This is a genomic window from Candidatus Poriferisodalis sp. (assembly GCF_965208925.1).
Lineage (GTDB): Bacteria > Actinomycetota > Acidimicrobiia > Acidimicrobiales > Poriferisodalaceae > Poriferisodalis.
On sequence record NZ_OZ242364.1, the window covers coordinates 1876448 to 1888961 of the forward strand.

The 12514-nt window shown below is 67.9% G+C and carries 11 protein-coding genes; 8 read left to right on the top strand and 3 right to left on the bottom strand.

What is annotated here, in order from left to right; translation table 11 throughout:
- The first annotated feature begins 3 nt into the window (after nucleotides 1-3).
- From gatC to gatB, 3 genes are read left to right on the top strand one after another with little or no spacing between them, the layout of a single operon-like run.
- Nucleotides 4-312 carry an Asp-tRNA(Asn)/Glu-tRNA(Gln) amidotransferase subunit GatC gene (gatC, locus tag ACOGI5_RS08310; RefSeq protein ID WP_419863955.1) on the top strand — a complete coding sequence of 103 codons (309 nt, stop codon included), beginning with the start codon at nucleotides 4-6 and terminating at the stop codon, nucleotides 310-312.
- A 59-nt stretch (nucleotides 313-371) separates the two neighbouring features.
- Nucleotides 372-1922, top strand: coding sequence for an amidase family protein (locus tag ACOGI5_RS08315; protein ID WP_419863956.1), 1551 nt, complete (start codon nucleotides 372-374; stop codon nucleotides 1920-1922).
- Nucleotides 1922-3376: an Asp-tRNA(Asn)/Glu-tRNA(Gln) amidotransferase subunit GatB gene (gene gatB, locus ACOGI5_RS08320; RefSeq protein WP_419863957.1), complete on the top strand. Its 1455-nt coding sequence runs from the start codon at nucleotides 1922-1924 to the stop codon at nucleotides 3374-3376. Before ACOGI5_RS08315 ends, gatB begins: the two co-directional genes overlap by 1 nt.
- Nucleotides 3377-3406: 30 nt before the next feature.
- Here gatB and ACOGI5_RS08325 read toward each other — a convergent pair whose 3' ends face one another.
- The gene (locus ACOGI5_RS08325) at nucleotides 3407-4717 is read right to left on the bottom strand and encodes an MATE family efflux transporter (protein ID WP_419863958.1); all 1311 of its coding nucleotides are present in this window, start codon (nucleotides 4715-4717) and stop codon (nucleotides 3407-3409) included.
- Between the two features lie 34 nt (nucleotides 4718-4751).
- Complete coding sequence (locus tag ACOGI5_RS08330; RefSeq protein WP_419863959.1) at nucleotides 4752-6131, bottom strand: PQQ-dependent sugar dehydrogenase; 1380 nt, start codon at nucleotides 6129-6131, stop codon at nucleotides 4752-4754.
- A 265-nt stretch (nucleotides 6132-6396) separates the two neighbouring features.
- Here ACOGI5_RS08330 and ACOGI5_RS08335 point away from each other — a divergent pair, with 265 nt between their 5' ends.
- The 5 genes from ACOGI5_RS08335 (at nucleotide 6397) to ACOGI5_RS08355 (ending at nucleotide 11167) form a co-directional block, all read left to right on the top strand.
- The gene (locus tag ACOGI5_RS08335; protein ID WP_419863960.1) at nucleotides 6397-8151 is read left to right on the top strand and encodes an acetolactate synthase large subunit; all 1755 of its coding nucleotides are present in this window, start codon (nucleotides 6397-6399) and stop codon (nucleotides 8149-8151) included.
- A gap of 25 nt (nucleotides 8152-8176) precedes the next feature.
- Nucleotides 8177-8746: an acetolactate synthase small subunit gene (gene ilvN / locus ACOGI5_RS08340; RefSeq protein WP_419863961.1), complete on the top strand. Its 570-nt coding sequence runs from the start codon at nucleotides 8177-8179 to the stop codon at nucleotides 8744-8746.
- A 46-nt stretch (nucleotides 8747-8792) separates the two neighbouring features.
- Entirely contained in the window at nucleotides 8793-9830 is a 1038-nt protein-coding gene (gene ilvC / locus ACOGI5_RS08345) for a ketol-acid reductoisomerase (RefSeq protein ID WP_419863962.1), read from the top strand.
- A 79-nt stretch (nucleotides 9831-9909) separates the two neighbouring features.
- Entirely contained in the window at nucleotides 9910-10533 is a 624-nt protein-coding gene (locus ACOGI5_RS08350) for a YqgE/AlgH family protein (protein ID WP_419863963.1), read from the top strand.
- A gap of 118 nt (nucleotides 10534-10651) precedes the next feature.
- The gene (locus ACOGI5_RS08355) at nucleotides 10652-11167 is read left to right on the top strand and encodes an RDD family protein (RefSeq protein WP_419863964.1); all 516 of its coding nucleotides are present in this window, start codon (nucleotides 10652-10654) and stop codon (nucleotides 11165-11167) included.
- A 92-nt stretch (nucleotides 11168-11259) separates the two neighbouring features.
- Here the strand turns inward: ACOGI5_RS08355 and serC are convergent, their stop codons facing one another.
- Entirely contained in the window at nucleotides 11260-12408 is a 1149-nt protein-coding gene (serC, locus tag ACOGI5_RS08360; protein WP_419863965.1) for a phosphoserine transaminase, read from the bottom strand.
- Nucleotides 12409-12514: the final 106 nt, after the last annotated feature.

Genomic DNA, 12514 nt, shown 5'->3' on the forward strand with positions numbered 1-12514 from the left:
TCTATGGAAGATGCCAAGGCGATCAGCACGGACCAGGTGGCGCACGTGGCGCTCCTGGCCCGAATCGAGCTCACTGCCGATGAGATCGAGCACTACACGGGCCACTTGGCGCGTGTGCTCGAGCATGCTCGTGAGCTGGAAGATCTCGATCTCGCCGATGTGCCGCCGCTCGCGCACCCCTACCCGCTCCGCAATGTGTTCCGGGATGACGTAGCGAGCTCGCCGGTGGACCGGGACGAGGTGCTCGCCCAGGCACCCGCCGCGTCCGGCGGGCAGTTCGAAGTGCCGCCGGTGCTCGGCGAGGAAGTTTGAGCCAGCCGTGTCCCGCTCGGTGACAGCCCGATGAGCGCAGCGAGCCCTGCGAGCGTCCGATGAATACAGCTCGCGCCATCGCCGCGGACGTGCGCGCCGGCACCCGCCGTGCAACGGACGTGCTCGAAGACTTCCTCGGCCGCATAGAGGCCCACGACGGCGATGTTCATGCATTCAACGCAGTCACAGCCGAGCGGGCTCGAGCCACAGCGGCGGCCATCGACGCAGCCGTCGACGAGGGCCGCGACCCCGGACCGCTGGCAGGCGTACCCGTCGCCTTCAAGGACAACCTGTGCACCCGCGGCGTTGCGACCACCTGCTCGTCGCGGATGCTCGAAGGCTGGCAGCCTCCCTACGACGCCACGGTCGTGCGGACCATGACGGCCGCCGGTGCCGTGATGATCGGCAAAACCAACCTCGACGAATTCGCGATGGGCAGCTCCACCGAGCACTCAGCGTTCGGCCCTACGCGCAATCCCTACGACCTTGCCCGGGTGCCGGGTGGCTCCAGCGGCGGCTCGGCCGCGGCAGTCGCGGCCGGCTTCGCGCCTCTGGCGCTGGGCTCCGACACCGGCGGCTCGATCCGCCAGCCTGCATCACTCTGCGGAATCGTGGGCATCAAGCCCACGTACGGCCGGGTCAGCCGCTACGGGCTCGTAGCGTTCGCCAGCTCGTTCGACCAGATCGGCCCGTTCGCAACCGATGTTGCTGACGCTGCGCTCGCGCTCGGGGTGATCAGCGGCCACGATCCGGCCGACAGCACATCGATTCCCGCTGCCGTACCCGATTTCGGCGCCGCGCTCGAAAGAGGCGTCGAGGGCTTGCGAGTGGGTGTCGTCAGCGAGCTGACCGGGAGCGGCCGCGACGGCGCTGTGACCGGTGGCCCGATTCTGGGAGATGCAGCGCCGGGAGACGCAGCGGGCGAGCTGCTGGACGGGATCGACGCGGATGTGACCGAGCGGGTGCTCGAGGCGGCCGACGCGCTGGCTCAGGCTGGCGCCACAGTGGGCAGAGTCTCGGTACCCGCGGTCACCTACGGCCTGACCGCGTACTACCTCATCGCACCCGCAGAGGCCTCATCCAACTTGGCGCGCTACGACGGCACTCGCTACGGGCTGCGGGTCGAGGGTGCAGACGTCACCGAGATGAACCGCATGACTCGCAGGGCCGGCTTCGGGGACGAGGTCAAGGCCCGCATCATGCTGGGCACGTTCGCCCTCAGCGCCGGCTACTACGACGCCTACTACGGCAAGGCCCAGCGGGTGCGCATGCTGACACGGCGAGACTTCGACGCCGCCTACGCCGATTTCGACGTGCTGCTGTCGCCCACCTCGCCGTGCGTGGCGTTCCGCTTCGGCGAGCGCGCCGACCCGATGACGATGTATCGGTGCGACACCTGCACCATCCCGTCGAATCTCTCGGGCGACCCGGCCATGTCGGTGCCGTTCGGCACCGGCGCGGAGGGCTTGCCGGTGGGCGTGCAGGTCATGGCCCCCGCCTTGGGCGAGGAGACGATGCTGACCGTGGCCGCTGCGCTGGAGCGCGCCGCGCCGCCGCTGCCGAAACCGCCGCTCGCAGGCGTGACCGGCTCGACTGGGGCAGGCACCTGATGCCTGCAGCCTCGCGATCGGAAACGGGCGTGGCGCCTTCGGGCTGGGAGCTCGTGGTCGGGCTCGAAGTCCATGTCGAGCTGGCGACCGACACGAAGCTGTTCTCCGCAGCGCCGAGCCGCTTCGGCGACGAGCCGAACACCAACGTCACGCCGGTCTGTTTGGGTCTGCCCGGCTCGCTGCCTGTGCTGAATCGCCGAGCCGTCGAACTGGCCATGGCGGTGGGTCTCGCGCTCAACTGCGAGATCCGGCCGTCGGTGTTCCACCGCAAGAACTACTTCTACCCCGACATGCCGAAGGACTACCAAGTCAGCCAGTACGACCAGCCCATCTGCTCCGACGGCTGGCTCGACGTCCCGGGCGGCAGCCGGGTCGGCATCGAGCGGGCGCATCTGGAAGAGGACGCCGGCAAGACGACGCACTTGGGAGGCGCGGATGGTCGCATCCACGGGGCCGTCGGCGCGCTCGTGGACTACAACCGGGCAGGCACACCCCTGCTGGAGATCGTCTCGCGGCCCGACATCGGTTCGGCAGCAGAGGCCAGCGCGTATGTCGAGGAACTGCGCGCGATCCTGCTGACGCTCGGCGCGTCCGACGCGCGGCTGGAAGAAGGCTCGATGCGCGTCGACGCGAACATCAGCGTCCGGCCCGCCGGCTCGGGTGAGCTGCGCACCCGCTGCGAAGTCAAGAACCTGAACTCGCTGCGGTCCCTGCGAAATGCCATCGACTACGAGGCCCAGCGCCACATCGAGCTGTACGCCGCCGGCGATGCCCCGGTACAGGAAACGCGCCACTGGTCCGAGGACGGGCGAACGCACTCGCTGCGTTCCAAGGAAGAAGCAGACGACTACCGCTACTTCCCCGAGCCCGACCTCGTGCCGCTGGCGCCCGACGACGAGTGGGTCGCCGAGGTACGCGCCGCCATGCCCGAGCTGCCGGCGTCGCTGCGCGAGCGTCTCTGCGTGCTCGGTGCCGACGCTGCTGATGCCCAGGTGATCGGCAGTCGCGGCCTCGCGTCGCTGGTGCTCGACGCAGTGGCAGCTGGCGCTGATGCGAGTCGTGCTGTCACCCATGCGGTGCAGAACTTGGCGCTGGACGGAGCCGAACTACTCGAAGCCTCCCAGCTTGCATCGCTGGTCGAGATGGAGACTTCCGGGCAGCTCACGGCCACGCAGACCAAGACCGTGCTCGGGCAGATGTGCGAGCGGGCACCCGGCGCCGACGCAGATCCGTCGGCGATCGCGGCTGAACTGGGCTACGAGGCGATGGACAGCGGCGAACTCGAAGCACTCGTCGACCGAGCCATTGCCGACAATCCCGACGCCTGGGCGAAGTTCTGCGCCGGAGAATCGAAGGTGGCCGGTGTCTTCGTGGGAGCGGTGATGAAGGCCACGCGGGGCCAGGCCGACGGCAAGGCGGTCAATCAGCTGCTCGCACTTCGCCGCGACGCCTGACCGCAGGCGCGGCCGGGCACACCGTCCAGCTCAGCTCTCGCCGGTGCGCAGCCAGGCGTCGCCGCGGAAGCGCACCCACTGCGGTGCGACGCGAAAGCACATGAACAGGACAAGCGCGGCCCACACCCAGCCGATGCCCAGATCCAGAAGGCGCACGGCGCCCCCGACGACCGAGAAGCCGACAGCCGCACCGGCCATCGCCCATGCCAGGAAACCCAGGTCGCCAGCACCGATGAAGATGCCGTCGAAGGCAAACGCGGCGGCATTGACCGGCTGTGAGAAGGCCACGAACAGCAGCAGAAACCCGGCGAGGGACACCACATCAGGATCAGTGCTGAAGATTGCGGCGATCGGTGCTCGCAGCAGCACCACCGCCGCTCCGAATACGACGCTGAGCTGGATGCTCATGCCGATCATCCTGACGCTGGCGGCACGTGCCACCTCGGGTCTGCTGGCGCCGAGTTCCTTGGCCACCATGGCCTGACCGGCGATGGCCACCGCATCGAGGGCGAGCGAGAAGAACGACCAGACCTGTAGTGCGATCTCGTGGGACGCCACTTCGGTGGTGCCGATGTGCGCGGCAAAGACCGTGGTGAGTACGAACGAGCCCCGCAGCGACGCCGTGCGCACGAACATCTGGGCGCCGACAAGCGCGTAGCGGCGCGCAGCGGCAGCGACGAATCGCAGCGTCGCCCCTGCCGCTCGAGCGCGACGAGCGACGGCGACCGCAAAGGCGATGGCGGCTCCCCACTGCGCGATGACGGTCGACCACGCTGCGCCGGCGATGCCCATGTCGAGTTCGAACACGAGCACCAGCTCGATTCCCACGTTTGCTGCTGCAGAGGCCACCACGATCACCAAGGGAGTCACCGTGTCCTGCGCCCCCCGCAGGTAGCCGGTGGCTGCCATCCCCAGGAGCAGCGCAGTGAAGCCGAGGAGGCTGATCCGCAGGTACGTGAGCGCCAGCTCGGCCACCTCGGGCTCGGGGTCGAACAGGCTCACGAGCCAGTCCGAGCCTGCCCACATGGCCAGGCTGACCACGATGCCCAACCCGACCGACAGCCACACGCCCGCTATGCCCTGCTCGGCAGCTCGCTTCAGCGAGCCGGCCCCGACCAACCGGCCCACCAGCCCGGTCGTGCCGTAGGCCAGGAAGATCAGCACCGCGTGCGCGCTCAGCAAGATGGCGGAGGCAATGGCGAGGCCGGCGAGCTCGGGTGTGCCGAGCCTTCCGACAATCGCCCGGTCGGTCAGGACGTAGAGCGGTTCGGCGATCAGCGCACCGAACGCCGGCACAGCCAGCAGCAGGATCTCCCGGTCGTAGATCGTGCGTCGGAACACCGTTACGCCCCGGTTGCCGTCGATTGGGCCTGCATCATCCGGTGAGGCGCCACACGCCGGTCTCGATGTCGATCACGTACAGCTCGCCGTGACGGTCCTCGGCGAATCCGACGGGCCGCGGCGTACTGATGCCGAGGCTCCACACCTCGTCTGGCTGCGCCCCAGGCTGCACCGAGACTGCATAGATGTCGCCCCCGCAGAGATCGGCGAACACGTAGCGGCCCGTCAGCCAATCGAGCTGGCTGCCCCGGTAGACGTGGCCCCCGATGACGGCACACAGGCCCCGTCCGTGCCGGTACTCGAAATCGGGCACCCGGTGATCGTCCAACTCGGCCCCGACGAAGCGGCGGCTGCCCTCATAGGCGTTCCAGCCGAGATTGGCCCCGCCCTCGTCGAGCCCGAGCACCGTGACCTCCTCCATGCACTGCTGGCCGACATCGGAGACCCACAAGGTGCCGGTCGGCTCGTCGAGCGACATGCGGTACGGGTTGCGCGCCCCGTACGCCCAGATGTGCGGGTCGCTGCCGGGTCCGAGATCGGGGTTGCCCGGTGCCGGGACCAGCCGCCAGTCGCCCGGATCGGAGCTGTCGCCGGTGTCGACGGAGAACCGCAGCACTGCTCCGAGCGGGGTGGCGAGATTCTGGCCGTGATGACGCGGGTCGCCGAGGCCGCCGCCGTCGCCGAAGGACACGTAGAGCAGCCCGTCCGCATCGAACAGCAGGTCGCCGCCGTTGTGCTGTGCATTGGTCTGCTTCACCTCCAGCACATCGGCGTAGCGACCCTCCAGCGTCGTTCGATCCGCGCTCGGCGTGAGCACGGTGAGCACGCTGGACCCGTGACGGTCGGTGCGGTTGATCCACAGATGTCCTTTCGGGCCGAGCGTCATGCCCACGAGGCCCTGGTCGTGCTCGGCTGCGGTGTCGGAAGAGAAGTCCGCGATGGGCTCGGCGCTGGTGACTGCACCGAGACCAGGGCCGACGTGGCCTGCCAGGTTGGGTGCAAATCGCCAGATGCGACCCCTGCGATCGCCCACGAAGCCGCCTCCCGAATCGGGGGCAGTCCCCGCAACGCTGTCGAAGACCATCACGGTCGCTTCGGGCAGATCGATGTAAGGCGCGAGCGTCACGGCGCGATCCGGCGCTCCGTCGTCGATGGGCACAGCGCTGATCGGGACCGCGCCGAGCTCGGGAAGTCCGGCAGGGCAGGGCGTATTGGACGCCACATACTCAGGCGTCTGCGTCAGCGGCAGGGTCGTCGCGGGCACGGTCGTCGCCGCGCCGCCATTGCCATCGGGATCGCTGACGGCAGGGCCGGTGCCTTCGTCGATGCCGATGTCAGAACATCCGACCGCCATCGCTCCGGCAGCGACGACCACGGCGCAGACTGCGACGCTGAACAGCCGTCCGCCCTGCACCCGGCCAATGTAGGCCCAGCCGGCAACAAGGCAGCCTGATTTCGACAGTGCGTGCGGCGGACGTCAGGTTGTGGACGCCGGGACGGCACGACAGAATGAACCGGTGCGTGCGCAAGCAGACCGGCTTGACTGCCCGGCTGGGCCCGTGAGGCGTGACGAGGCTGTAGGGGTACTTACCTAGGCGAGCCCGTTTCGACGCGCTCGCCCTGCCTCCCGCTCGGGAGGCTCTTTTATTTGGGGACACCGTCACTTCAGGAGAAAGTCCATGGAACTCACCGGCGCTCAGGCACTGATGCGAAGCCTGGAGATGAGCGGTGTCGACGTGATGTTCGGCCTGCCCGGCGGGGCAATCCTCCCGGTCTACGACCCCGTGCTGGATTCGCCGATCCGCCATGTCCTGGTGCGCCATGAGCAGGGCGCGGGACACATGGCGCAGGGCTACGCGCACGTCACGGGCAAGCCAGGCGTGGCGATGGTCACGAGCGGGCCTGCTGCCACGAACATCGTGACGCCGCTGTGCGACGCCTTCATGGACTCGATTCCCATGGTGGTCGTGACCGGCCAGGTGGCCATGTCGGCTATCGGTTCCGACGCCTTCCAGGAGTGCGACACCACCGGCATCACGATGGCGGTCACCAAGCACAACTACCTCGTGACCGACCCGGCGGACATCCCGCGCATCGTGGCCGAGGCATTCCACATCGCCACCACGGGACGGCCGGGCCCGGTGCTGATCGACCTGCCCAAGGACGTCAGCAACGCGACGATGGACTGGTACTGGCCCGACAGCGTCGACCTGCCCGGCTACCGACCCCGCCATGAGGTCGACCCGGCCGCCATTGCCGAAGCGGCCCATCTCATCCGCACGGCGCAGCGCCCCGTCATCTACGCCGGCGGTGGACTGCTGAAGGCTCGAGCGGCGGAAGCGCTGCGCGAACTCGCCGAGATGTGCGAGATCCACGTGGTGACCACGTTGATGGCGCGTGGCGTGTTTCCCGACCGTCACCCGCTGTGCCTCGGAATGCCTGGCATGCACGGCAACTACACCGCGGTGACCGCGATGCAGCAGGCAGATCTGCTCATCAACCTCGGGGCACGATTCGACGACCGGGTCACGGGCAACCCGGCGCACTTCGCCCCGGGCGCCAAGGTCATTCACGTCGACATCGACCCGGCCGAGCACGGCAAGGTGCGGGTGCCCGATGTGCCCGTCGCCGGCGATGCCAAGGTGGCGATCGAAGCGCTGATCGAAGCGCTGCGCCCCAGCGACGGCAGCGCTGCCACCGACGCAATGGCAGACAGATCTGCGTGGAAGTCGACCGTTTCCGGCTGGCGGGAGCAGTTCCCGCTGAGCTATGACCAGCCGTCGGGCGGCTACCCCCTCAAGCCGCAGTACGTGGTGGAGCAGCTGCGTGATCACACTCCCGATGACACGATCGTTGTGGCGGGCGTGGGCCAGCACCAGATGTGGGCGAGCCAGTACTGGCAGTTCGACCACCCCTACACCTGGGTGAACTCAGGCGGTCTGGGGACCATGGGATTCGCCGTGCCTGCGGCCATCGGAGCCAAGGTGGGCCGTCCGGATCGAACGGTGTGGGCGATCGACGGAGACGGCTGCTTCCAGATGACGGCGCAGGAGCTGATCTCCGCCAGCGCCGAGAACATCCCGGTGAAGGTGGGCATTCTCAACAACGCCTACTTGGGCATGGTGCGCCAGTGGCAGGAGCTCTTCTATGCGGAGCGTTACAGCGAGGTGTACCTCAGCGCCGACCACCCCGACTACGTCGGCTGGGCCGAGGCGATGGGCTGTGTCGGCATCCGCGTGGAATCAGCCGAGGAAGTCGTTCCGGCCATCACCAAGGCGAACGCCGTCAATGACCGTCCGGTGGTGATCGACTTCCGCGTCGACACCGAGGAGAAGGTGTATCCGATGGTGCCGGCCGGCGGCTCCAACGACGACATCATCCTCGGTCCTGAGGGCGACGCCGATGCGGCCTTGAAGGGCACAGCGCCGTCATGAGCGGCGCGCAGTGCGGCAGGCCGTCGTGAGCGGCGCGCAGGGCACGAACCTGTCCCCTGAGGAATCCGCGGTGGTGAGCCTGCCGCAGGAACCCGACCTGCACATCTTCGCGGCCATCGTGGAGAACAAGTTCGGCGTTCTTGCGCGCATCGCCGGACTGTTCAGCCGGCGCGGCTTCAACATCTTCTCGCTGGCAGTGGCCCCGACGGCCGATCCCTCCTACAGCCGCATCACGATCGTGGTCGATGTCCACAACACCGACGTCAACCAGATCGCGAAGCAGCTCGACAAGCTGGTCAACGTCATCAACATCAGCGAGCTGCACCCGTCCGATTCGCTCGAGCGGGAGCTGATGCTGGCCCGCGTCGGCGCCGCCGACCTCGAAGCCGTCACCGAGGTGATTTCCGAGTACGGAGGGGAAGTGCTCGATCACGCCGATGGCGAGGCCATTGTGAGCGTGAGCGCACACCCAGACCGGCTCGACCGGTGCGAGCGCCAACTGCGTCCGTTCGGCCTGCACGTGCTGCAGCGCACAGGCCGCATTGCACTGCGGGCGCTCGATGCCGACGAGCCCGCCGTCGGCATGACCGCCTGAGACTGGCAGACTCCCGCCAACGCTGACTCGGAGAGGAACCACAAGCATGCCGGCGACCATCTATTACGAAGAAGATGCAGACCTCAGCCAGCTGGCTGGCCGCACGGTGGCGGTCATGGGCTACGGCTCCCAGGGCCACGCTCACGCCCTGAACTTGCGCGACAGCGGTGTGGACGTCGTGGTGGGGTTGCGTGAAGGCTCGTCGTCTCGTGCCAAGGCAGAGGCCGAGGGCCTCCGGGTTGCCGATGTGGCGGGTGCCGCCGCTGAAGCCGACATCATCATGATGGCGCTGCCCGATACCGACCAGGCCGCCATCTACGAGGATTCGATCGCGCCGAACCTGCAGCCGGGCAATGCCGTTGCCTTCTCACATGGCTTCAACATTCACTTCGGCCAGATCAGTCCACCGGATGACGTGGATGTGTGGATGATCGCGCCCAAGGGACCGGGCCACAACGTCCGGCGCACCTACGTGGAAGGCGGCGGCGTTCCGGCGCTCGTGGCAATTCACCAGGACGCCAGCGGGCAGGCGCTGACCGACGCGCTGGCCTACGCCAAGGGAATCGGCGGCACACGCGGTGGCGTGCTCACCACGACGTTCGCCGAGGAGACCGAGACCGACCTGTTCGGCGAGCAGGTGGTGCTCTGCGGCGGCCTCACCGAGCTGATCCGGGCCGGTTACGAGACGCTGGTGGAGGCCGGCTACCAGCCTGAATCGGCCTACTTCGAGACGCTGCACGAGGTGAAGCTGATCGTCGACTTCATCTACGAGGCCGGCATCTCGGGCATGCGGTATTCGATTTCGACCACCGCCGAGTACGGCGACATGACCCGCGGCGCGCGCATCATCACCGACGAGACACGCGCAGAGATGAAGCGCATCCTGGCGGAGATCCAGGACGGCAGCTTCGCCCGGGAATGGATCGACGAGAACCGCAACGGGCTGCCGAACTACCGGCGCATGGTCGAGGAAGGCAAGCAGCACCCCATCGAGCAGGTCGGCTCGGAGCTGCGGGCGATGATGCCGTGGATCACCGCAGGACGCCAGGACGTGACCGCTGCGTCAGGCGGCGCCGTCTCCTGATTTTCCGAGCGCTTTGCAGCAGGCGGCGCGCCCGGCTCGGGGCGCTTGAGACGCCGCGGCATGGTGGCAGAATCGGGACGTGGTCGACGTTGTCGTGACGCCGGTGCGGGTGCCCACTGCGGGGGACCTGCTCGTGGCGACGCCACGTCTGGTGGATCCCAATTTCGATCGCACAGTCGTGTTCGTGATCGAACACCAGGACGCGGGCACGCTGGGCGTGGTCATCAACCGCGTGTCGGACATCTCGTGCGCCGCGGCCGTCCCGCGCTGGGCGTCACGCTTCGCGGAGGAAGCCGCAGTAGGGCTCGGCGGGCCGGTCGAGCCGCAGGGTCTGCTCGCGCTCGGGGCAACAGCAGAACCGCCCGCTGGCGAGTCACTGTCGCCCCAAGGCTCGGGCGCCGAGTCGTCCGAGGCCGGCGGCGTGTGGCGCACCGTCAACGGGGCGGTCGGGCTGGTCGACCTCACCGCCGATCCGGCCGAACTGGATGCCGCAATCGTCGCGGTCCGGATCTATGGCGGGCACGCGGGGTGGGGACCCGGCCAGTTGCGAGGCGAGCTGCAGTCGGGTTGCTGGTGGGTGTTCGACTCGATGCCCAGCGATCTGACTGCGGATGCCACCACGCTTTGGTACGACGTGCTCGCACGTCAGTCACCGCCCGCCCGGCTGTTGGCCCACTACCCCGACGACCCTGCGCAGAACTAGCGCGTCGGCTCACCGTGGGCAGCGAGCGCCAACAGATGTGCGCTGGGGACTCCGTTCAGCAGCGCGCTAGGTTCGCGCTCGAATCTGTCGACCGCATCCATGACGGCGGAGGCCATTGATGAGCGACTACGGCGAGCCCCCATCCCACGATGGAAACCGACGGACTGGCTGGGCCGAACTCGGATCAGGAGAGACCGTCGAGTTGGCCCGGATCGGCGCTCGATTCGGCGCCCGCGTGCTTGACGCGATCATCGTGGCGGTAGTGCTCTTCGTGCTGATCTTGGTGTTCGCCTCAGCGTCGAGCTCCAGCGACGCGGCCGACTTCTCGGGCTTCGATGTGACGGGCATCCTGCTCGGCCTCGTCGTCGGTATCGGCTACGAGGTGGTGCAGATCGCGCTGTGGGGCCAGACCTTGGGCAAGCGGATAGTCGGCGTCAGAGTGATCCATGCGGCACACGGCGGCCTGCCCGGGTGGGGCAAGGCATTCGGTCGGTGGGCCATTCCCGGGCTGCTTGCGCTCATCCCCTTGGTGGGCTGGCTCCTGTCGATCCTCTGCTACGTCAGCGCAACGTGGGACCGCGTCTACCAGGGCTGGCACGATAAGGCCGCAGGCACCCTCGTCATCAAGAAGTGATGTTCGACGAGGCCGTTCCCGTTAGCTGACCGCCTGCCGGGAAGCTGTCGCGGCGATCCGAGGATCGCGCGACTGGGTTGGTAGATGCAGCCTTAGAGCCGTTCGACGATGTAGTCGATGCAGGCGGTGAGGGCCTCGGCGTCGGCCGGATCGATCGCAGGGAATGCCGCGATACGCAGCTGGTTGCGGCCCAGCTTGCGGTAGCCCTCGGTATCGACGATGTCGTTGGCGCGCAGCGCCGCAGCGATGTCGTCTGCGCTGACCCCCTCGAAGTCGATGGTGCACACAACGGGGGAGCGCATGGCCTCGTCCGCAACGAATGGCGAGGCGAAATCGCGTTCTGCTGCCCAGCCGTACACGGCACCGCTCGACGCGGCCGAGCGGGACGCAGCCCAACCGAGCCCGCCGCCGTCGAGCATCCATTCTGCGGTCTCGAGCGTCAGCAGGATCGTGGCGAGCGCCGGGGTGTTGTAGGTCTGGTCCTGGCGAGAATTGCGGACGGCGATTGCCAAGTCGAGCGTGGCGGGCTTGTAGCGGCCCGCAACATCGATCCGCTCTATCCGCTCGACAGCAGCCGGCGAGCACAGCGCGATGAACAGCCCGCCATCTGCCGCAAACGCCTTCTGCGGAGCGAAGTAGTAGCAGTCGACATCTCGGGGATCCCACGTCATCGCACCGGCCGCCGAGGTGGCGTCAACCATGACGAGCGCCGGTGTGGTGCCCCGCCGAGACGGGCCGAGCTGCGGTTGCGTCAGCGGCATCGCCACGCCGGTCGACGTCTCGTTGTGCGTCAGCGCATACACGTCGATCTCCGCGAGATCTGCGGCCTCGGGTACGGGGTGGCTGCCGTACGGCGCTGTGATCACCACTGGGTCTTCCAAGTGTGGCGCGGCAGCAGTCACAGCTGAGAACTTCTCGGAGAACTCGCCGAAGGTCAGGTGCTGGGAGCGGCGCTCGATCAGTGAGAAGGCCGCTGCGTCCCAGAAGCCGGTGCTGCCGCCGTTGCCCAGCACCACCTCCCAGCCGTCGTCCAAGCCGAACAACTCGGTCATGGCCGCTCGCAGCCGGCCGACCACCGAGCGCACGCCGGTGCGACGATGCGAGGTGCCCATGTAGTCGAGCGTGCGAGCTTCCAGCGCTTTCACAGCTTCGGGTCGAACCTTGGACGGGCCCGAGCCGAAGCGCCCATCGGCGGGTCGCAACTCGGCGGGAAGAGAAATCGATGAGGGAGAGGCAGCCATCGGCTGCCACTATTGCGCCCGGGCCAGTCGCCGACAACCACATTTTGTTGACAATTCGCCCGGAACCTGGCTCGGCACGTCCTGCGGGGTGGCGCCACACGACTTG